Below are 23,887 nucleotides of genomic sequence, written 5' to 3' on the forward strand. Positions count from 1 at the left end.
ATGAAGATTCAGAAAAGCCTTTTTTTAGTACTTCTTCTTTTTTGCTTCGGACTCAAGATGGAGGCACAGGAAAAAAATAAAATCAGGCCTTATACCATTGGCACTACCTACGAGAAACTGAAAAAAGATTATCCGTTCATTAGTCCGTTGGAATCTAAAGTTTCTGAAGAAATATTTTCAGCAGAAAATGTTGTTTATAAAGAAGTGGATGATGAAATTCTAAAAGCAGACATTTATGCACCCAAGACCGAAAATGGGCAAAATTACCCTGCGGTTTTATTGATCCATGGCGGTGGTTGGCTTACCGGAAGCAAAGAAAATCTTCGTCCAATGGCTCAGGATTTGGCAAAAAACGGCTATGTTGCTATCACTGCAACCTACCGGCTGGGCGCCAGGGCATCTTATCCGGCAGCAGTGGTGGATCTCAAAGATGCGGTAAAATGGATGCGAAAAAATGCAGAAAAATATAATATCGACAGGTCGAAAATTGCCATTTTGGGAGCCTCGGCAGGAGCGCAACTGGCGACGCTTATTGGAGTGACTCCCAATGCTTCAATTTACAGCGGAGATAATACTGAAGTTTCAGATGAGGTCCAGGCAATTGTAAACATCGACGGGATTGTCTCTTTTATTCATCCCGATGCCGAAGAAGGCACAATGGCGGGCATTTGGCTCGGAGGTTCCGAAGAAGAAAACCGGGAAAAATGGAAAGAAGCTTCTCCGTTGGAATATGTAGATCAAAATACGCCGCCAACGCTCTTTATCAACAGTGCACAACCTCGTTTTCACGCCGGCCGTGATAATATGATTCAAATCCTGAATAAAAACGGAATTTACAATGAAGTTCATACCATTCCGCAGTCGCCGCACTCTTTCTGGCTTATGCATCCCTGGCATGAAACCACACTCAATTACACTGTAGACTTTCTGAATAAAATTTTTGTCAAAAATGCTGAAAAAAAGCAGCAGGCTTACCGGGAAATTACCGTGGCAAAAGATGGCAGTGGGGAATTTTCAACAATCCAGGAAGCGGTAAATTCTACGCGCGATTTAGGTCCCGGTGAGGTGATTATTCATATTAAAAATGGTACGTATAATGAAAAGCTGGTGATACCTTCTTGGAAACACAAACTTTCTTTTGTAGGAGAGGATCCAGAAAAGACAATTATCAGCAATAGTGATTATTCCGGCAAAACAGATTCGGTTACTCAAAAAACGCTGAATACCTTCACTTCCTATACCGTGCTGGTGCAGGGAGATGATATAAAAATTGAAAATATCACCATAGAAAATACCTGGTGCAATAGGGGACAAGCCGTTGCTCTACATGTAGAAGGTGACCATTTTATTATTAAAAATTCCCGGATTCTTGGCTGCCAGGATACTATTTATGCGGCAACAGCAGGCAGCCGGCAACTTTACCTGAATTGTTATATAGAGGGCACGACCGATTTTATTTTTGGTCAGGCAACAGCTGTCTTTAAAAACTGTACGATTAAGAGCTTGCAAAATTCCTATATCACAGCTGCGGCCACTACGCCCAATCAGGAATTTGGATTTGTGTTCTTTGATTGTGAACTTATTGCTGAAGATGATGTTGATAAAGTTTACCTGGGAAGGCCGTGGCGCCCAAGTGCTCAAACGGTATTCATCAATTCGGAAATGGGAAATCATATTGTTTCTGAAGGTTGGGATGCATGGGAAGGGGATGAGATGTTTCCTAATAAGGAGAGAACAACGTTTTACGCGGAATATAATAGTTCCGGCGCAGGTGCTTCTCCTGAAACGCGGGTGGAATGGTCGCATCAGTTAACTTCAGAAGAAGTTCAGAAGTATACTGTAAACAATATTTTAGGCGGAAAAGATCACTGGAGACCGCTTCAGAAATAAAAAATTTAATTTATGAAATCTCTTTTTTCAGGAATAATACTACTGCTTGTGATAAATCTTTCAGCGCAGGAAACGCCTACAATATACCTGATTGGCGATTCCACAATGTCTGATAAAAAAGATCCGGAACAAAATCCTGAGCACGGCTGGGGACAGATGCTTCCGGAATTATTAACAGATGGAATTAAAGTAGAAAATCATGCTGTAAATGGCAGAAGCAGCCGCAGTTTTATTTCCGAAGGAAGATGGGAGAAAGTCAGAGAGCAGCTCAAGGAAGGAGATTATGTTTTTATCCAGTTTGGACATAATGACCAGAAAATAAAAGATGCTACACGTTATACTAATCCGTTTACCCAATACCGCTACAATCTTGAACGATTTGTTAAAGAGACCAGGGAAAGAGGAGCCACACCTCTTCTATTCAGTTCTATTGTACGTCGCAATTTTAATGAACATGGCGTTCTGGTTGATACGCACGGAGAATATCCGCTGGTTGTAAGAATGGTGGCTAGAAACCTGGAAGTGCCTTTTGTAGATTTACAGTGGCTCACCGAAAAGATGGAGATCGCATACGGTCCAGAAAAATCCAAAGATCTTCATTTACATCTTGAACCGGGGGAAAACGACTATAAACCTGAGGGATTGGAAGATGATACTCACCTCTCCAAAAAAGGAGCAACATTGGTCGCTACGCTGGCCCTGCAGGAAATCGCAAGGCAAAATCTGGAATTATTCGGATATATTAAGAAGGAGACTCTTCAAAATCCTGGATTTGGAATGAATAATAACAACGTCCAATCTGCAAAGAAGATGACGTGGAGGGAAGCACAACGGCAGGAAGATAGTTGGTATGGAAGTAGAGAAGCACAAAGAATAGCAGATAATGTAATGCTTTATCAGAATAACAATGGTGGCTGGAACAAGAACATCAACATGGCTGATGAACTTACTCCTGCTGAAAAACGCCAGCTACAGAAAGAAAAGGCAGAAGAAACAGGAACTACTATAGACAATGGTGCAACTGTAAAACAGATGCGTTATCTGGCCAAAGTTTATGATGCTACGGGAGAAGAGGCTTATAAACAATCATTTTTACAGGGAATTGATTTCCTTTTAGAAGCGCAATACGAAAATGGGGGTTGGCCTCAGTTTTATCCAATTCGTGAAGGTTATTATGAACATATTACCTTTAATGACGGTGCTATGATAGGCGTTATGAATTTATTGAGGGATGTAGCCCTGGAGGAGGAGCCTTTTATATTTGTGGATGCAGAGCGGCAGGAAGATGCTCAAAAAGCTATAGAAAAAGGTCTGGAAATAATTCTGAAAACCCAAATAAAAGTGGATGGTAAACTTACTGCCTGGGCAGCTCAACATGATAAAAATAGCTTAGAACCAGCTAAAGCCAGGTCTTATGAACTGCCTTCCCTCAGCGGAAAAGAAAGCGTGGACATTGTTGAATATCTAATGAAAATAGAAGAACCCAATGAGCAGGTGAAGAATGCTATAAGAAGTGCCGTTAAATGGTTTGAGGATTCCAAAGTTACCGGAAAAAAGTTAGTGCGGAAAAATGACAGTTCCTTGCCTAGAGGTTATGATCGGGTGCTGGTTGAAGACCCCGATGCTGATCTGCTTTGGGCAAGGTTCTACGAGATTGGAACCAATAAACCGATGTTTGTAGGTCGTGATGGAATTGTAAAATATAATTTATCTGAAATCGAGCATGAACGGCGAATCGGTTACAGCTACATCGGTAATTATGCCGAAGATCTTTTAAAAGAAGATTTTCCAGAGTGGGAGGAAAAGAACTAGAATTTTACTATCCTCTGGCAGAATAAAATTTCCGTACAGGGAATCAGGATAAAAATTAAAAAAAGATTGAAATGGAAAGACATATTACACTTGGGGAATTTATAATAGAAAATCAGAAGGACTTTCCGTACGCGAAAGGCGAATTAAGTGCACTTTTAAGTTCGATTCGGCTTGCAGGAAAAGTGGTGAATCAGGCGATTAATAAAGCCGGACTTTCAGAAATATTGGGAAAAGCCGGAAATGAAAACGTACAGGGAGAGGACCAGGCGAAATTGGACGTAATGGCAAATGATGTTTTTATAAGTACATTAAAAAACCGCGGAGAAATTTGTGGATTGGCATCAGAGGAGATGGAAGATTACCTGGTTTTTGATGAAGATATGCACAAGGATGCTAAGTATATCGTTCTACTGGATCCTTTAGATGGCTCTTCCAATATAGATGTTGATATAACTGTTGGAACAATTTTTAGCATATACAGGAGAATTTCCAAACCTGGTACGCCGGTAACGAAGGAAGATTTTCTGCAACCCGGAGAGAATCAGGTTGCAGCGGGCTATATTATTTACGGGACTTCAACTATTCTCGTTTACACTACGGGCAATGGCGTAAACGGATTTACTTTTGACCCCGGAATAGGCTCTTTTTTCCTATCTCATCCCGAAATTAAATTTCCTGATCATGGTAAAATATATTCCGTAAACGAAGGGAACTATGTGCATTTTCCTATGGGAGTAAAGAAATTCATCAAATGGGTGCAGGATATAGATGAAGAGGATGGAAGACCTTATACTTCAAGATATACCGGTTCCCTGGTAGCAGATTTTCATCGCAATATGTTGTTGGGCGGGATCTATTTGTATCCTACAGGAACCACGTCGCCAAAAGGTAAATTACGGCTCTTGTACGAATGTAATCCTATGGCTTTTTTAACTGAACAGGCTGGAGGGAAATGTACCGATGGCTTTATAAGAATAATGAAAATTAAACCTACAGAACTTCATGAAAGGGTACCTTTCTTTTGCGGAAACAGAGAAATGGTAGAAAAGGCCGAAGAATTTATGAGGGACAACCAATAGAAACATTTCAGTAGTTATTACTGAAGAAGAATAAAGAATATGAAAAATATAAAATTAAACGGAGATAACTTTTTTACAGAAGAAACTTCTCCGTGGGAAAAAGCAGATAAAGGGATCACCCGCCAGATCATGGGTTATAACACGCAACTTATGCTTGTAAAGGTCAAGTTCGAAAAAGGTGCGGTGGGATATGTGCATGATCATTTTCACAGTCAGGGTTCTTATGTTGCTTCGGGTAAATTTAAAATTACAATAGAAGGAAAATCGGAAGTTTTGAGTGCAGGCGACGGATTCTTTGTTCCGCCTAATGCTAAACACGGTGCAGAATGTTTGGAGGCAGGAGTTTTGGTAGATGTTTTTAGCCCCGTGAGGGAAGATTTTTTGAAGTAGGAATTCAGTAAAGTAAATTCTGAAAAATTGAATTTAGCGGGTAGTATTCTTCTATAATAATATCCAGAATTAAAACAGGATAAAAAGGTCGATAATTGACATTTTAGAGCATGCTTCAAAATGTCCATTATCGACCTTTAAATTTATAAAGTATCACCTAAAAGTGATTATCATTTTTTCTATTGGTCTACAAAATTTTGAAATTCAGGTAAGTACAGGATGGTTCTTTTGGCTTAAAACCAGAACTTCAAGAGGTCGACAATTCATTACGTCCTTAATACTTCAATTATGATGGAAGATTCCAGAAGAGCTTTTCTTAAATCCATGAGTATTTTAGCTGCAGGCACTTTTCTGCCTTTGCCTTCCTGGGGGTTTGGGCTGGGAGATAGAAAACTAAAAATCGCTTTAGTGGGTACAGGTATTCGTGGTACCAGTTATTGGGGAAGAGAATTGGTTGAAAAGTATCCAGACGACCTGGAATTCGTCGGACTCTGTGATATAAATCCTGGAAGGCTTGAATATGCCCGCCAGTATATGCAAGTTGACTGTCCTACATATACTGATTTTGGTAAGATGGTAAACAAATCCAAACCTGATCTTGTAATTGTAACAACTGTAGATTCCACACATCATGAATTTATTGTGAAAGGATTAGAGATGGGGTGCGATGTGCTTTCAGAAAAACCTTTAACCACAGATGAACAGAAGTGTCAGGAAATAATTAATGCTGAGAGAAAATATGATAAAAAACTTATTGTAGGTTTTAATTATCGCTGGAGTCCCTATAATACAAAAGTAAAAGAATTAATTTCTGAAGGAACAATTGGAAAAGTTACATCAGTAGATTTTCACTGGTATTTAAATACTTATCACGGAGCCTCATATTTTAGAAGATGGCATGGATTGCGGGAAAAGGGAGGAACTTTATTAGTGCACAAATCCACGCATCATTTTGACCTTCTAAACTGGTGGCTGGATTCTGATCCTGAAGAAGTATTTGCTTACGGAGATCTTGAATTCTATGGACATAACCATCCATTCCGTGGAGATTTTTGCAGAGTCTGCCCTCATAAATCTGAATGTGATTTTTACTGGGATATTACAAAGGATCGACGCTCGATGGATCTTTATGTCAAAAACGAGGAGCACGATGGCTATATTCGTGACAACTGCGTGTGGGGAAAAGAAATTAACATCTACGATAAAATGTCGGCCCAGATTAAGTATATGAATAATGTAGTGGTCAATTATTCGCTTACTACCTATTCTCCTTTTGAAGGCTGGCGTATTGCTTTTAACGGAACTAAAGGAAGAATTGAAGCCTCACTTGATATTCCCTATAACCAGAACGTCAACATGAGTCAGGAAGAGTTACATGCTGCAGAAATGTCTCAGGAAAATGATGAATTGTCCTATGAACCGGTTATTACACATAAGCTTTGGGAGGATTTTGAAACGGTTGAAGTGCCCATGGAAAGAGCTGGTCATGGAGGAGGAGATAAACGTCTACATGAACAGGTTTTTGAACACCCGGAACAGAAGGATCGTTATGACAGGGCAGCGGGATTACGTGACGGTGCCATGTCTATCTTAATAGGTATCGCAGCCAGAAAAAGCATAGAGAGCGGAAAGCCTGTGCAAATAGCAGATTTAACTGATCTAGAGCCTCAGGTGAAGAGAATATTGGAGTAACTTAGCCCTGTGGTTAATGGGATTCTACTTAATGACGGTTAATTTATGCTTTAAAGGAGTTAACCTGATATCTTGTTTATTTAGAGTCGAAAACTGGCATTTTCAGGCCATGCTCTAAAATGCCAGTTTTCGGCCGTATATTAGTTGGAGTACCAAATTTTCAAGAACCAGTTTTCCTGTTTTTTCTTTCCCTCATCATTTCCGGAGTGGCCATTACGCGGAATCCAAGATGTTCCTGTGAAGAATCCAAAGAATTGGCCATACGTGCTGAAATTCTGTAGCTTGCGCAATAGGAAGCATTGCATAAAAAGGATCCGCCTTTAATAATTTTTTGTTCCATCTGTGGATTTTGAGGATTATAAGGGGTCTTTGCACCTTCAGGGTTTTTAGAAATCCCTTTATCCAAAGCGGTTTTGTAATAGTTAATATTGTACCAGTCTTTTGTAAATTCCCAAACATTTCCTGCCATTTCATACAGCCCGAATTTATTTGGTGGAAAGGATTTTACAGGTGCAAGCCCTTCAAAACCATCCTCTCGTGTGTTTTTAGTCGGAAATTCCCCTTCCCAGGTATTAGCCATTTCTGAAAGTTTATCAGAGTCATCTCCCCAGAAATAAAGAACATCGTCAAATCCTCCTCTTGCGGCATACTCCCACTGGGCTTCTGTTGGCAATGTAGTTCCAGACCAATTGCAATAAGCCACTGCATCTTCAAAGGTGATATGTACCACCGGATAATTGCCTTTTCCAGCTATACTACTCCCCGGGCCTTTTGGATGCTTCCAGTTCGCTCCAATTCTCCATTCCCACCACTGGGAATGATCATACAGGTTAGCTAAGCTCTTTGGGGTCTTTTTAAAGATCAGCGAACCAGGTTGAAGAATAGAATCGTGGGGCTTTGAGGCACCGGGAGGTAATTGTTTTTTAATTTCGTCCCAGTCTATCTCGCGCTCAGCAATAGTAATATATCCGGTTTTATCTACAAATTTCCTGAAATCAGCATTGGTCACCTCGGTTTCGCTCATAAAGAAACCATCGAGAATTACCTGATGAGCTGGTTTTTCATGGTTTAGTGCCTGGGGGTCATTTTCTAAGGCGCCCTGCATAAATTGTCCTCCTGGTATCCAAACCATCCCTTCAGGTACTTCAATATCTCCAGGTTTCTCCTTCAGGATTATGGAAACTGGGGATTTCTCTTCGGAATTTTCAGCTGATTGCCTGCAGCCAAGATTCAGAATTAGAAATAAACTGAATGCTGAAAGTTGAAGTTTATTCATAGTTTTAAACCGGTAAGAAATTTTCAGAAACTATTATAGTAGTATAGTTGCCCTGCAGGCATTTATACTTCAGAAAATCAAAAAATATATTCAAAGGAAAAAAGCCTTCAACAGAAACTTAGTTTTCCAGGTTCTTCAAATTTTCCAGGATTTTATTCGGAACCTTTATAACACTGCCGTGCCTTGTTCCTTCCGGAAATGAAATTTTATCGGATATATCCTCCCAATTTTCCAAATCTTCAGATCTAACAGCACCAAATTCTTTCTCTATATATTTATCGAAATAGACCATCCATGTGCCATCAATTACCGTTGCTGTAGGACCTTCTGCCCAGTAATCTCCTGTAATAGGTTCGCCGGCTTCAGAATAAGGTCCCGTTAAATTCTTTCCGTAGGCTATCCTGATGTTCTTTTGAGCAGGGTCTCTGGTTTCATCTTTCAGAAACATAACATATTGATCTTGTTTTTTCTGAATGGTTGCGTCTATAACATTGAAGCCGGGTTCGTAAAGCAGCTTAGTGGGGGAAAAATTTTGAAAGTCCGTAGTGGTGGTGTAATACATGCGGTGGTTATAACCATCATCGGCATCAATTTGCGTTTCCGGAAATCTACCTCTAATTGTTGTCGCCCAGTAAATCACGTATTCATTATTTTCTTCATCGTAAGTAATTTCAGGAGCCCAGGTATTCCTGGCATTTTCTTCATGTTCCATAACAGGTAAGAATTGCTGTTTGGACCAGTTAATTAAATCTTCTGAAGTGGCATAACCAACACCTTTTTCTGTCCAGCCGACTGTCCAAACCATATGGTATTTGCCATCTCCACCTTTTATTATGCAGGGATCGCGCATTAGTTTTTCATTGCCCAGTTCTGGTGTAAGAAACGATTGGTCGTTATTTAAAGCTTCCCATTTGTAACCATCTTCGCTATATGCGAGATGTAAACCGTCCTCTCCATTACCTTTAAAATAGGAAAATAAGAGCGCCTGCTCTTCTTCAAGAAAGTTATTCTGTTGCAGCCATTTTTTAAGAGATTGCGGCCAGTATTGGTTGGTACCGTTTGTTCCCATTCCAAATCCATGTCCACCTTTTTCGTAAATATGAAGTTCAACCGGTACATTTTTACCTTTAAGTGCTGAATAATAAACCAAACTGTTCTCTACAGGAACTGCATGATCGTCTGTGGCGTGGACAAGAAATGTAGGCGGAGTCGAGGAGCTGACAAGATTCTCATTGGAAAACTGATTTTTTAATGATTCGCTGACGTTAGCTCCAAGGAGGTTCGTCCGGGAACCTTCATGAGTAAGGGAATCCTTCATAGAAATTACCGGATAGATCAATATGCTAAAATCTGGTCGGGCACTAATTTTGTCAATTTTCACCATAAGCTTTTCATCATAGCGGGTGGACAAACTTGCCGCCAGGTGTCCTCCCGCTGAAAACCCTATAACACCGACTTTTTCAGGATCTAAATTCCATTTTTCAGCATTCTTCCTCACATATCGAACTGCCTGTTGTGCATCTGCTAAAGGAGCGATGGCTTTTTTTTTCATGATTTTATCTGAAGGCAAACGGTACTTCAGCACAAAGGCCGTTACTCCGGCTTCGTTGAACCATCGGGCGACTTTATATCCTTCCTTTTCTACTGCAAGATGGCCATAACCACCGCCGGGAAGAATAATTACAGCAGTTCCATTCTCTTTTTCCTCTTTTGGAAGAAATAAACTGAGGGTAGGAGTGGAGACTTTACTTATACCCGTAATATTTCCTTCAGCATCTTTTCTGTATTCCTCCTTATATTCTTTGGTGGTTACAGCACCGGGAACCGTATTTTCCCAAAGATTGAATACTTTATCCTGGCAAAACATTTTTCCAGTGGCGCTAAAGCAAATTAGAAGAAAAAGATATTTGAATTTGATAAATTGAAAACCTGCCATTATTTGCTATAAATTATTTGATGCTAAAAATACAATTATAAAATTTTAGCTAGAATTCCATTTTATAGATTTCAGATCCGGCCAGAAGAAAACCTCCTAAACCATAATCTTCAAAATCAGGAACTTTATCATACGAAAGAGGCTGCCCGTCTTTAGGTTCTTTTCCGGTAGATTGTACATAGCCAAGGAAACCATCGTCATGAAGTCCATCGTTAATCATGGCGTTCCAACCCTTTTCGATTGCAGGAAGATACTTTTCTTTATCAAGAAAGCCGTTGTTAACTCCATAAGCCATTCCGTAAACGAAAAAGGCTGTTCCGGTTAATTCTTTGCCTCCAAAGTGATTTTCATCATGTAAGCTTACGTTCCAGAAGCCATCTTCACGCTGTACCTTAATAAGCGCATCTGCCATAATTTCTAAATCATCTATATACTGTTGGCGGTGTGGTGCATCTTCTGGAATTATATCCAAAACTTTGGCCAAAGCGGCAATAACCCACCCATTTCCACGACTCCAGTAGCTGTCTTCACCGTTAGGTTCGGTATAGGGAGGATCAAAATCGGCATCCCGCCACCATAGCCCTTCCTCTTCATTAAAGAGTCCGTTCTCACCTTCGATATTTCTGGAATACATATACATATCGTACATTTTTACAAAATACCGTTCGTCATTTTCAAGAACACCCATTTTTGCAAAAACAGGCATGCCCATTTGTATTGCATCTATCCAATCCCAGTCCCCGTTTTGCGGTGTATGCAAAAATTTTTGCATGGCTGCCCTTGTGTTTGTAAGTTTTTCTGGTTTTGGCTCCAGATTATAAAGATCTATATAAGTCTGAGCTGCACAGTAATCATCTGCATTCCTTGTTTCGTTCCCACTTCTAAAACCCCAATTGTGAAAATTGGCCCAGTCCAGAGCATAGTTGTAGTATTCTTTTTTAGGAAAGATTTCATGCAATGCCATAAGCCCTTCATAGTAAACCGCACGTGTCCAGATATGGCTTGGGCGTTCTTTGTTGGTAATAATGGTTTTACCTACATCTGGCCATTTTTGCATAAAGTATTTATTGGCCAATTGCATTTGTTCTAAAACTTCTTCCCGATCAAATGGTTGTTGAGCCGTTGATACAGTATTAATTGCTATTGTAAGACTTAAAAACAGGAAAACTTTTTTCATTAGGTTTAATCTATTATTACTATTCTTTAATTTATTTTTCTTCTAACGGAGTTATGGTAACGGGGCCTAAAAGCCCTGAAGGCATAGCGTCCCATTTTGTGGCATCGAACTCCTGGTAATCTTTATCAACCATATTAATTTCATGAAAGATTTTCCATTCTTCACCCCTTTGCTCTTTGGCACGAATTCGATTAGCTGCCAGATTTGTTACTTTTATTTTTAACGTGTTTTGTCCTTTGTTGAGGTTACCAATAATTAATTTAAATGGAACAGACCATGCAGTTCCCACATACTCATCATTAATCCAGACTTGTGCACTTTCTCGAACATCTCCTAAATTTAATTGCCAGCTATCTGCATCGAAATCAGGCTTGTTAAATTGAGTTTCATACACAGCAGTTCCGGAGAATGCTTCAGCATCATCTCCTAGTTCTGTCCAGGATTCTAATTTGTTTATTTGTTTATCAGAAGGCAATTCCGGTCCGCCTTTTTCAAAAGAAATTTTCCATTCGCCGGTAATATCTAAAGGGTTTCCAACCGGTTCATAATATTTCCATGGAGTTACAGTCGTATTTTCTTCGGTTTTAAGGAAGAAAGATTCTCCGGAAGCGATATTTACCCTTACCTTGGTGATATTACCTTCAGTTTTAATTTCAGCTTTACCATGTCTGCCCGTCAACGGATCAAACATAATCACATTTTCTGCCTTTGTTTGTAACGGAATATATTCCTTTATTGCTTCTGAAGTATGATTTACAACGAAATATATTTTTTCTGCATCTACTTCTCTACGTATATATTTCAATCCCGTGTCAACCAAGATTTCGGGAGAAATGCCACTATTTTTTAATTCATCGGAAAGCTGAGAAAGTTCTACCGTTTGTATGGAACTATTTTGAAGAAGAGCCTGTAACTCGCGATTCTGTTCTTTATACTTGTACATTCCCGGTACTGATTCCGGAAGGCCTTCAAAAATAATCTTTGCTCCCTGCTCTTTAAGCTCCAGCAGCTTTTTTAATGTTTCCAAAGGCATTTTGTCGCTATTGGGTATGACAAGACTTTTGAAATCTCCCCCCGGTAATTGAATTAATCCATCTCTTACTGTGGCTTCAGCAATAAACCTGTCAGATATAAAATCAACTCCAAATCCTTTGTTCATCATTTCCTGTGTCACCTTATAGAAAGATGTTCCATGTAACCATTCGTCCAGGGAATGGATTTTAAACTGAAAAAATAATTTTCCGTCATGAAATTTGTTCCACTCATCATGTATAGGCCAGTAAACCAGATTTTCATTATCCGGTTTTCCAGACTGAAGCATGGACTGGCAGTTGGCGATATAAGAAAATAGTTGTGGCGCATCTTCCCAGATTGTATTGTTCGGACTAAAATTTACGGAAGCATAAAATTTCCAGCCAGGCCAGCCGGCACGTTCAGGCGAATAGGTGGTGCCGTGAAGGAACATATGATTTATGCCGTTAAGAAAGAGTTCTTCAGCTTCAGGTTTAGTCTGGGAAAGTGCTGTTTTAAAATGATCCCTCAACCATGTAAAACTTTCTGAAGAAGTTAATGGTTTTCCGGCAATGTGTGCTGCCGAAGATGAAAATTTCAGCATAACAGGATCGGCATCACCTTCCCTTATATCTTCCTTTTCCCTTCTTAACCCAGGAATATCGAAAGGCATAGATCCAAAAGTTTCACATTCGGGAATATCTGCAGCGGCATACATATCCAGTAAATTACCCGGGGAACCATGAGCCTGCAGCCTTGTTTTAAAGCCATGATTATTTGCCCACGCTGTCCAGGGTTTATTAAATTCTTCTAAAAGTAAATCTGAAATTGTTTCCCTGTAATCACTCTTGACACGGTTGGCTTCTTCAGCACTGGATTCCTCTAATAAGTGCGGGATGTATGGTTTAAGATCATAACCTCTTCGCTCTTCGAACTCTTTAAAGAAGGCCGCGGTGAAATCTGTACCATAAACTTCATAGCTGTCATTAAAGATCGCACGCACTTTTTCAGAACTGTTTGAAAAAGCCTCGTCAAACGGTTCTACGTAAGCTTCTAATGCCTTTTTTGAATAATGATCCAGCGTATAACCCTGTCCTCCCGGGGCAGCCCTTTTCACCTGTTGGCCTGTTTTTCCTGTAAAAACAGCATATATTTTATAATTTGAGTCTTTTGCTTTCCAGTTAAGAAAATTATCTTTTTCTAGCTTATTAGTAAGGTCTTTAAAATCACCATTTTCGGCATAAGCCAATACATATAGTAGATTTGCAGGTTGCTTTTCTTTGGAAGTATCTACAGTTATTTTTTCTTTAAGTCGTTGTCCTTTTTTTAGGTCGAATTTACGGGTAACCAACTTTGTAGCTGCATGTTCCCGGCTTACGTGTGGCCCTCCATAAGGCCATCCTGTTCCCAGAACCATATCTACCTCCATTCCCAGACTGTCGGCTGTGCGAATGGTATAATCTAAAACTTCCATATATTCGGGAGAAAGATAATCGAGATAATTTTCTTCTTCCCCTTTTACACCATAAATAGGCGTAATTTCAACACCTCCAATGCCCGCTTTTTGTAATTTCGCAAGATTTTTCAGGATATTTTCTTTATCCACGGCATTTCCCATCCACCACCAGCGCGTCCAGGGTTTAGTGGTATTGGTGATTTCGGGAAAGGGATTTGATTTGTCTAATGAACTATTTTCCTGAGCAACAAATTCCTGGCCAATCATACTTGCTAAAAGTAAGAATAAGAGGGTCTTTTTATACACTACGAGTACTGTTTGTGCGAATTAATAATAAATCTTTCAGAATTTTTATGATTGGCTATTAGAGAAGCCAAGCACGTTTTAAGTTTCAATCGAAAATATGAGCGAAAAATAGAAATTACAGTCTCTTAAAGCATCCTGTGCCGTCCTGTATTTGTGCATTTTTAATGAACTATAGTTCCCTTTCAAGAAAAGCAAAATTTTCTTATAAATCATAAAAATATTAAGAATGACAAAAATTAAATAAATAATCCTGGCCTTTTCAAAACACGTGTTGTCCTTTAATTATAAGAAGCTGGACCTAACTGGCAAACAGAGGTTAAGATTTATTTTAATTTTTTTTCTACAGGCAGTACAGTACAGGATGGCTTTCCTTCTACAACAGGATAAATTTGAAAAAATGTTAAACAAACGTAAAATTCTAAATTTTGAGATCGAGATGAAACACAGATTTTTAAAGATCCTTATGTCTTTTTCATGTATTCTCTTCAGTCTTTCTGCTTTTTCGCAAGAGAAAACAGTAACTGGTGTAGTTACAGATCAAGATGGTATTCCTATGCCGGGAGTAAATGTAATGTTAAGGGGCACAAGTGAAGGCACACAGACAGATTTTGACGGGGAGTATAGTTTAGAAGCTAGTCCGGGAGATGTACTTGTTTTTTCTTTTATAGGGACTACAACGATTGAAAGAACAATTGGTCAAAGTGATAATTATAATGTAGTTTTAGAGCAGGACAACGCAATTCTGGAGGAAGTAGTGGTAGTAGGTTATGGTACTCAGAAAAAATCTGACGTTACCGGAGCAGTTTCCAGCGTAAGTTCTGAAGAGCTTCTTACCCAGCCTGTAAGTAACGTTTTCGAGGCTTTGCAGGGAAAGGCAGCAGGTGTTGATATTACAAGCAATCAACGACCCGGCACCATTGGTACTGTACGTATTAGGGGTAACAGGTCTTTAACGGCAAGTAATGCTCCTCTTTATGTGGTAGATGGGGTTCCACTGTTATCGGCTTCGGCTATTGAAACAATTAACCCACGGGATATTGCGTCCATTGATGTACTTAAGGATGCTTCGGCAACTGCTGTTTACGGTTCCAGGGGAGCAAACGGGGTAATAATTGTTACTACCAAAAAAGGGAAAACAGGCAGGTTCAGCTTAAATTATTCAGGAACAGCAACTGCATCCGAAATTGTTGACAGGGCGCCGGCAATGAGTGCTGGAGACTTCATAGAATTTAGACGTTGGGCTGCCTATAATTTAGATCCTGAAGTTTATGCAAATCCGAATTCTCCTACCCGGGAAAATGATGCACTTATTTTTGATAGTGCCCTAGATGGCCAAACTTCAAGGGATAACGTATTGCAGGGCTGGGAGAATGGAAATTTTAATCCATCCAGAGTTACAAATACAGATTGGACAGATTATGTTACTCAAACAGGAATTCTTAACGAACACACCATCAGTGCTAGTGGGGGTACAGAAAAGATGAAGGCATATGCTTCAGTGGGGTATTTAAATAATAAAGGCACGCAAAAGGGCCAGTTTTATGAAAGATATACCGCTAATGTTAGCACTACAATAGATCCTGTAGAATGGTTTTCTCTGGATGCTAATTTTAACCTTTCCTGGAGTGAACAGGATTATGGCTTTTCAACTCTTGGAGGTCGTAGTAGTTCAGGTCCGAACGCAATTTATGGCGCAGCCAAAAGCATCTATAACTTTGCGGTTCCGTATGATAATGATGGTAACCTGGTTATTAATCCAGGAGGAGAATCTACTATTTATACTGTTATGAATGAATGGGATAAGAGTACGCAATTATCTCAAACCATGCGTGGTTTGGGAAGCATATCTGCAACATTTGATATTGGAGAAATGTGGCGACCACTAGAGGGCTTAAGATACAAGATAAATTTTGGCCCCGATTTTCGTCACTGGAGAGAAGGAGTATATATAGACGGAACATCAGCGCACAGGATTAATTCAGATGGAAGTGAAGGTACTAATTTTGCAAGATTGAATAACAGAAGGGATCTTTCCTGGACATTAGACAACCAAATTAATTATAATCGTACAATAGCCGATGTTCATAATTTTGATGTAACCTTACTTCAAACAGCATCTTCGTGGAATATTGAAAACTCCCAAATGTCAGCTAATAATATTCCAAAAGAATCAATGCTCTGGAATAACTTTGGAGCTATAGATATCACAAATTCCGAGAATAATGCAGGTATGGGATCAGGATTAAACGAACGACAATTAAGTTCTTATATGATGAGAGTTCATTATGGCTTTGATGATCGCTATTTATTAACGGTTTCCGGTCGGTGGGACGGAGCCTCTCAACTTGGTGAAGGACGTAAATGGGATTTTTTCTCGTCAGCTGCTTTCGCATGGAGATTAGATCAGGAAGATTTTCTGGCTGATACGGATTGGGTAAATATGTTAAAGCTTAGGTTGGGATATGGTACAACTGGGAATTCGGCAGTTGATCCTTATGAAACAAAAGGAGATATTCTTTCAGTCTTTCTTCCTTTTAATGGGATGTCCAACCAGATTGGGTATACAACTAATGAGCCTTACTATTCCGGAGATCAATTATCTATGGCAAATCCTAACATTGGCTGGGAAAAAACAACACAATATAATATAGGATTAGATTTCGGATTATTTAATAATCGTGTTTCAGGAAATTTGAATGCCTATAGATCATTTACTTCAGATTTGCTGATGTCTGTGAATATACCTACCCTAACGGGATTTCCTTCAACTATAGCAAATATTGGCAAAACGAATAATCGTGGAGTGGAAGTTTCTTTAAACGTAATTCCGATAGAAACTGAAGATGGATTTTACTGGGAGTCTAATTTTAATGCTGCCTGGCAAGTGGATGAAATTGATGAACTTGCTTATGGTGAAAATGATATGGTGGATAATAACTGGTTTATTGGTGAATCTATTGGTGTTATATATGCTTATGACAACGAAGGAATCTGGCAGGATACTCCGCAAGATCAGGCTGAAATAGAATTATGGAATGCAAACGGATATAGCTTTACTCCAGGTAATGTAAGGCCTAGAGACCTTGATGGAGATTATGAAATGACTATAGATGACAGAACAATATTAGGTAATACTAATCCGAGATGGACCCTAGGATGGAACAACTCCTTTGGTTATAAAGGTTTTGAATTAAGTATGTTGATCATTTCAAGGCTGGATTATACCGCCTCAATAGGAGGAGAGGCTATGACGGCTCGTTCTAACCAACGAGAAGTTGATTACTGGACACCTGATAATCCTAATTCAAATTTTCAGAAACCTATTCTTGGCCAGGCTACCTCCGGATCTCTGGATGAATTTTCAGGTCTGTTAGGAATTAGAGATGCAGGGTTTGTAAAAATCAGAAATATCTCATTAGGATACAATTTCTCACCAGAATTTAATTCAAGAATGGGATTGAATAACTTTAGAATTTATGTGCAGGCTCTTAACCCGGGAAGTATTTATCAGGCAGTAGACTGGTATGATTTTGATGTGAACTCTTCCATTTTTAATAGAAGTTTCTCCTTGGGTCTTGATATTGGTATATAAAGTAAAAATTCTGTAAGAACAAATTTGATAAAAGATGAAAATGAAAACATTTAAAAATAGTGGTAAAGCTCTTATTATCATGATAGCATTAGCACTTTCCTCTTGTGAAAAAGATTTCCTAGATGAAGAATTAAAGAACCAATATTCTACAGATTATTTTCAAACAGCTGAAGGTATTGAAGATCTAACGGTGTCGTTATATGGCAATATCCGCTGGCATTTCGGTTATGAATGGGCCTATGGACTGACGCTCTATGGTACAGATGAATTTACAAATGCCAATGATTTGACCAATGAAATGTGGAATACTTATGATAACCGGTTAGGACCTCAGGGAGCTACACCAGCAACGGGAGCTGCTAACAACAACGCAACATCTCCGGCGTCTCTTTGGGATCAAATGTATTATGGAATTGCTTCAGCCAATACCATAATTGCCAATGCCGATTTTGTGGAAAATGATGAACTGCGTAATCGCTCTTTGGCTCATGCTTATTTTATGAGAGGATATAATTATTATCGTCTAATAGCACAGTATGGAGGAGTAGTACTTCAGTTAGAGCCTGCAATGGGGGTAGTAAGAAACTTCGAACGTTCAAGTGAAGAAGAATCCTGGGCGCAGGTTATTTCAGATTTTCGGAATGCTTACGAGCTTTTTGAAGGTGAAGTTTATACTTATGGTAAGGGTGTGACCTGGACCAAAGCGACTGCTGGACATTTCTTAGCAAAATCATTGTTATTCAGATCTTCTGAACGTAATGATTCCTGGAACGACAGTTATAAAGAAGCAGATTTGGCTGAGGCAATTGAAGCCGCCACTTACACAATTAATGCAAGATCATTAGCCAACGATTACCGGGATCTTTACGCTAACTGGACAGGTGTGGATAGTGAAGCAGAGCAGCTTGACGAGATACTAATGGCTGCTCCTCATAATGCAGATGCTTCTACTTCTGGACGATTTGGAAACCGTACTTATAATTATTTCACTCCTCAATTCTCGAATTTTTCCGGAGGATGGGTAAGAAGAGGTGTTTGGATTGGTGGAATGGATTTTCAAAGATTGAGACCAACTGAATATAGTTATGCTGTATTTGATCATGTAAATGATTCCAGAATGTGGAAAACTTTTAAAACGGTTTATGGAGCAAACAATATTATTGATAATGATATGGGAGTTGAACTTGGAGACCCGGGAATAGTTATGATTTTGAATACACAAGATGATAATACATACGATAATTTTACATTTGGGGCTGCCATACAAAACCCTGACTGGAGGGATGTTGAAGGACGGTTACCTGAATGGGAATTGGGTTCCCGTCAAACAGAATTCTCAGGTTCATTAACCAGTAATCCAGGTCAGTATGTACCTAACTCATTAGTGCTATACCAAAACGGGGAATATGTTTCACCACAATTTAAAAGTACCCCAATTTCGAATTTTTTTGCGGGTATTAATAAAACTGATGATGGTTCCCGCTTTGCTGAAAAAGGTGATGCCCATCGTGATGTGACTATGGCCAGATTGGCAGAAACTTATTTAATTCGTGCAGAATGTTATGCACGTCAAGGCCAGTATGGTAGTGCTATGGATGATATTAATACGATAAGAGCAAGAGCGGAATGGGATGAAGGGGAGAATAGGTCATACTACATCGATGGTTCAGTGGCGTTCGAAAACAATTCTTTAAATGAAGGTAGTGCAGCAGAAAATTATATCAATTCTAATTTGAATATGAATACCTATTACCTATCTAATCCAGATCTAGAGGTAACCACAGCTGCATCAGAATTAACTTTGACATCATTTCCGGATAATCTACCTGATGAGGATGAAGCTATACTTGCGGAATTGGGTGTCTCTGGAGCCTATGAACGAGCATTACATTTCATTTTAAATGAACGCACTCGTGAATTACTGGGAGAATGGCAACGATGGGAAACCCTTTCCAGAACAGGAACCCTAATTCTACGTGCTACTACATTTAATCCTGAAGCAACAGCAATTACACCAAATAAACACGAACTTAGACCAATCCCTCAGTCTTTTATTGACGGGCTCTTAAATGAGGATGGATCTAATTTATCCCAGGGAGATAGAGATGCATGGCAAAATCCTGGTTATTAATAGAATCTAGAAATAATAAACTTATAATTTAATATAGTATAAACGCCATAATCATTAGATATGGCGTTTATTTTTTAATTATAAACTCATGAAAAGTTACAGGGTAATTTTTACAATTTTCACTCTTTTATCAGTCTTTTTTTCTTATAGCCAGAGGATGGTAGGGAATCTTTTGAGTTACAGAATTCAGGAAGATCATGTAGTGCATATAAATGGTGAAAATGCCCAATTTCAAATAAAATTCTGTTCGCCCACGATTGTCCGCTTCAGGACATCCTGGAAAGGCAAGTTTTCTGAAGAAAAATCTCTTCTTGTAAATAAGTATAACTGGCCCAAAGTTCCTTTTGAAGTATTAGAAAGCGACGAAACATTAACTTTTAAGAGTGATAGCCTTCAGGTAAGAATTTTAAAAAATCCGTTGCGCATTTCGATTTTAGATATTGAAGGAAGCATTATTTCTTCAGATGCTGTCAATTCTTCTAAAGGTGGTGCATATAAATTGGATGAATTAATAGGTGTGCAAAAAAGCATGTTTCCTGAAGAACATTTTTTTGGTTTTGGGGAGCGCATGGATTTCTTAGACAGGAAAGGGAAAAGGTTAAGACTGGATGTAGGTAGGGGAATGGGAAAACCTCATATTATTGGTGCTTACAATGTATTGGAAGCTAATTATGCCCCGGTCCCCTTCTTTATGAGTACAAAGGGTTACGGGATATTTTTCCATACCGCTTATCCTTCAATATGGGATATGGGGATGAGGAATCCCCAGATTTACAGTTTCGAGGCAGAAGGTGGAGAACTGGAATATTATTTTATTTATGGACCAGAGTTTTCCAAGATTCTTGATGGATACACTTCAATTACTGGTAAATCCCCTCTACTCCCGAAATTTGCCCTGGGATTGCATGTAGGAACTTACAGTGGTGGAACTTGGGGACATGAGGAGCAGACTTCAGCAAACTATCCTGTTGCTTTAGTTGAGCAATTCCGAGATTTGGAAATTCCTATAGATGTGCTACATCTTGATTCTACCTGGAGGATGTTTGGAGAAAACGGAGGAAGTGGGGCTACAACGTTTGAATGGCGTGAGACTTTCCAGAATACAGAAGCTATGTTTGATAGTCTTTATGATTTGAATTTAAACATGGTGGGGCTTCATGTGAGACCAAGATTTGACAATGGAAATAAATTAAAATTACTGGATGAGGCAAGAGATGCCGGTCATGTATATCCTGAAGAGAAGAACCCCGGAGAATTTGTGAACTTTTTTAATGAGGAAAGTGTTGACTGGTGGTGGGAAAATGGTGCAATGAGAGTTGTCGAAGAAGGTGTTATGTTTTTTAAAACGGATGAAGGCAGTGCCTTTGGGAGAAAGGCTAATGAAAGCAATAAGACAGGACCTCAAGGCAAGGATATAAAAGCGTTGCACAACCTGTTTCCTGTTGCTTATGCCAAAGCACCATTTGAAAAATTTGAGCAGCACAACAACATGAGAGGAATGAACCATACCCGTGAAGGTTATGCAGGTATTCAACGCTACCCCTTTATCTGGGCAGGAGATTGGCCAAGTGAATGGCAATATTTTGAGCCGGTAATTAAAGCAGGGTTAAATATTGGAATGTCTGGAGTTGGATACTGGAGCCATAACATGGGAGGTTTTGAACATGTAGCAGATCCAGAACTTTATATCCGCTGGTGTCAGTTTGGGATGTTAAGTCCAATAGCTCATTTGTTTGGGATGGAACATCCAAATTATAAGGAGCCTTGGAATTACGGTGAAGAAGCACAGGAAATATTTAAGAAATATGACCGGCTTCGGTACAGTCTCATCCCATATCTATACAGCTATTCTTATGAGATGCACAAAACCGGCATGCCATTAATGCGTGCCCTAGTTTTGAACTACCAGGACGACCCGAATGTTTATAATTTATCAGATCAATATCTTTTAGGGGAAAGTCTAATGATCTGTCCTGTTACAACAAAAGGAGCCAAAACACGCGTAGTATACTTACCAGAAGGTAAGTGGATTAATTACTGGACAGGTGAAAAATTTGATGGCCAGCAGTATCTTAATGTTCTGTGTCCGTTAGAAGAAATGCCGATTTTCGTAAAAGCAGGAGCTATTATTCCAACTCAAGAAGTGGTTAATTATGTTGGTGAAAGAAAAATTAACCAGACAAAACTGGATATCTACCCGGAAGGTAGTTCTTACTTTCAACTTTACGATGATGATGGAAGAAGCCTGGAATATCAGGATGGCCATTTCAGCACTACAAAAATTGAATCAATAAAAGAAAATGGTTATCTAAAAGTTCTTATTAATGCTTCAGAAGGAAAATATAATGTGGGAGCAAGAAATTATGTGGTTAAAATCCATTCAGAAGAAAATTATAAGAAGTTAAGCATTAATGGTAAAGAAGTAGAAATTTCAAAAGGTGAGATGATCAATTTCAAACAGGAAGGAATCCTGAAAATAAAACCTCCTCAAACCAATAATGAAACAATCGAAATTATTTTAAAAAGGTAATAGAAATGAGAAGCAATATGTTAAGAAAAAGAAGTTTTTTCCTAAAGGTTTTAATTTTTATCCTTACCATTAGTATCTATAGCTGCAAAGAAGAAAATAATAATCCGAAAGACAAGGGAGATATTACTCCAAATTTCCTTGTCATAATTGCAGATGATGCAGGCTGGGGGGATTTTAGCTACCATGGATCTAAAATTCAAACTCCTGTAATTGATTCTCTTGCCGAAACCGGTGTACAGCTGGAACGGTTTTATGTCGCTCCAACCTGTTCCCCATCTAGGGCAAGTCTATTAACGGGTAGACCAGCAAGTAGAATGGGAATTGTCGCTCCTATTAGTGGTAAAAGTGAGCTAAGCCTTCCCGATAGTCTTACTACTTTACCACAGGCTTTAAAAGAAAGAGATTATCGTACGGCTCTTTTTGGAAAATGGCATCTGGGACTGCGGACTGAAAGCGGCCCAAAAGCTTATGGGTTCGATTATTCTTATGGTTTTTTACATGGCCAGATCGATCAATATACCCATAGATATAAAAACGGTGATTCCAGTTGGTACAGGAATGATAAATTTATAACTGAAGAAGGTCATGCTACAGATCTTATTACCGATGAAGCCATAGAATGGTTGGAAAAACAAAGTTATTCTACAGGAAACTTTTTTATGCAGGTAGCATATAGTGCGCCTCATTTTCCACTTCAGGAAGAGGATAAGTGGAAGGAACCTTATAAGGAGGTTTTTGAAGAGCCTTCCCGTCGGGATTATGCAGCTGCTTTGGCGCATATGGACCATAGTGTAGGTAAATTGCTTGCCTCTCTTAAAGAGAAAGGTCTGGATAAAAACACTGTTGTTTTATTTATAAGTGACAATGGTGCCATGGAAAGCTGGTACCCTACAGATCAATATAATGGAAAATTTGGACCTAATCCAGTCCTTGGGAATAATGAACCCTTAAGGGATTGGAAAACTTCAAATTATGAAGGAGCTATACGAGTGCCGGCACTTATAAACTGGAAAGGCCATCTTTCCGCTGATGTGAATAAAACATATCTTTCTGCTGCTGATGTTATGCCAACCTTTCTTGCCCTTGCAGGAGTAGAAAATATTCCAGAAAGTATAGAAGGAAAAAATGCCTGGCCTGCAATAACGGGAGCGGAAAAATCTTGGGAGAATCCTATTTATATCAGAGGACACCTCCAGGAGAGTATTATTAATAAGCCCTGGAAGTTTATAAGGACAAGGCATTTAGATGCCCCGTCAGAATTCGAATTATATAATATAGAGGAAGATCCTGAAGAACAGGAAAATGTGGTAGAGGGTCATCCTAATATCGCTTCACGTCTTGAGGATGATTTGAAAAACCAATTTGCCAAGGATGCAAAGGAAGTAAATCTGGAATTACAGGATTAAAATAGTATTACTTACTATAAACTTCATATAATTCTCGTTAGAAAACGCTTTATATGTTTTTTGAGGATATCATTTCTAAATTTCATTACTACTGAACATTTTTTAGAATCTCTCTTCCTTACCAATCATTTTCTATCCAAAAGAAAAGAATAATTAGAAAATGGTGGCATGATCTTCTTTCTCTAATATTAGTAAAATATAAT

General features: G+C 39.0%; 13 protein-coding genes. 9 read left to right on the plus strand and 4 right to left on the minus strand.

What is annotated here, in order from left to right; genetic code table 11:
* The 5 genes from RM549_RS03875 to RM549_RS03895 all read left to right on the plus strand — a co-directional run bounded on the left by RM549_RS03875 (position 1) and on the right by RM549_RS03895 (position 6,863).
* Positions 1–1,890, plus strand: a complete 1,890-nt coding sequence (locus RM549_RS03875) for a pectinesterase family protein (protein WP_311681688.1) — start codon at positions 1–3, stop codon at positions 1,888–1,890.
* 12 nt (positions 1,891–1,902) lie between these two features.
* Complete coding sequence (gene pelA, locus RM549_RS03880) at positions 1,903–3,702, plus strand: pectate lyase (protein ID WP_311681690.1); 1,800 nt, start codon at positions 1,903–1,905, stop codon at positions 3,700–3,702.
* A gap of 71 nt (positions 3,703–3,773) precedes the next feature.
* Entirely contained in the window at positions 3,774–4,781 is a 1,008-nt protein-coding gene (fbp, locus tag RM549_RS03885) for a class 1 fructose-bisphosphatase (protein ID WP_311681696.1), read from the plus strand.
* Between the two features lie 39 nt (positions 4,782–4,820).
* Complete coding sequence (locus RM549_RS03890) at positions 4,821–5,171, plus strand: cupin domain-containing protein (protein ID WP_311681698.1); 351 nt, start codon at positions 4,821–4,823, stop codon at positions 5,169–5,171.
* Positions 5,172–5,459: 288 nt separating this feature from the next.
* The gene (locus RM549_RS03895; protein WP_311681700.1) at positions 5,460–6,863 is read left to right on the plus strand and encodes a Gfo/Idh/MocA family oxidoreductase; all 1,404 of its coding nucleotides are present in this window, start codon (positions 5,460–5,462) and stop codon (positions 6,861–6,863) included.
* A gap of 160 nt (positions 6,864–7,023) precedes the next feature.
* Here RM549_RS03895 and RM549_RS03900 read toward each other — a convergent pair whose 3' ends face one another.
* The 4 genes from RM549_RS03900 to RM549_RS03915 form a co-directional block, all read right to left on the minus strand.
* Complete coding sequence (locus RM549_RS03900) at positions 7,024–8,139, minus strand: formylglycine-generating enzyme family protein (RefSeq protein WP_311681702.1); 1,116 nt, start codon at positions 8,137–8,139, stop codon at positions 7,024–7,026.
* 118 nt (positions 8,140–8,257) lie between these two features.
* Complete coding sequence (locus tag RM549_RS03905; RefSeq protein ID WP_311681704.1) at positions 8,258–10,075, minus strand: alpha/beta hydrolase fold domain-containing protein; 1,818 nt, start codon at positions 10,073–10,075, stop codon at positions 8,258–8,260.
* Between the two features lie 49 nt (positions 10,076–10,124).
* Positions 10,125–11,252, minus strand: coding sequence for a glycoside hydrolase family 88/105 protein (locus RM549_RS03910; protein ID WP_311681706.1), 1,128 nt, complete (start codon positions 11,250–11,252; stop codon positions 10,125–10,127).
* A gap of 31 nt (positions 11,253–11,283) precedes the next feature.
* Positions 11,284–14,025 (minus strand): glycosyl hydrolase, encoded by a 2,742-nt coding sequence (locus tag RM549_RS03915; protein WP_311681708.1) that lies wholly within the window; start codon positions 14,023–14,025, stop codon positions 11,284–11,286.
* A gap of 436 nt (positions 14,026–14,461) precedes the next feature.
* Between RM549_RS03915 and RM549_RS03920 the strand changes: the two genes are divergently transcribed.
* From RM549_RS03920 to RM549_RS03935, 4 genes are all read left to right on the plus strand, one after another.
* The gene (locus RM549_RS03920; protein WP_311681710.1) at positions 14,462–17,617 is read left to right on the plus strand and encodes a SusC/RagA family TonB-linked outer membrane protein; all 3,156 of its coding nucleotides are present in this window, start codon (positions 14,462–14,464) and stop codon (positions 17,615–17,617) included.
* A gap of 40 nt (positions 17,618–17,657) precedes the next feature.
* Positions 17,658–19,748 carry a RagB/SusD family nutrient uptake outer membrane protein gene (locus tag RM549_RS03925; RefSeq protein ID WP_311681712.1) on the plus strand — a complete coding sequence of 697 codons (2,091 nt, stop codon included), beginning with the start codon at positions 17,658–17,660 and terminating at the stop codon, positions 19,746–19,748.
* Between the two features lie 88 nt (positions 19,749–19,836).
* Entirely contained in the window at positions 19,837–22,278 is a 2,442-nt protein-coding gene (locus tag RM549_RS03930; RefSeq protein WP_311681714.1) for a glycoside hydrolase family 31 protein, read from the plus strand.
* Positions 22,279–22,283: 5 nt separating this feature from the next.
* Positions 22,284–23,684: a sulfatase-like hydrolase/transferase gene (locus RM549_RS03935; protein ID WP_311681716.1), complete on the plus strand. Its 1,401-nt coding sequence runs from the start codon at positions 22,284–22,286 to the stop codon at positions 23,682–23,684.
* Positions 23,685–23,887: the final 203 nt, after the last annotated feature.

This window comes from Autumnicola patrickiae, assembly GCF_031846525.1.
GTDB lineage: Bacteria > Bacteroidota > Bacteroidia > Flavobacteriales > Flavobacteriaceae > Autumnicola > Autumnicola patrickiae.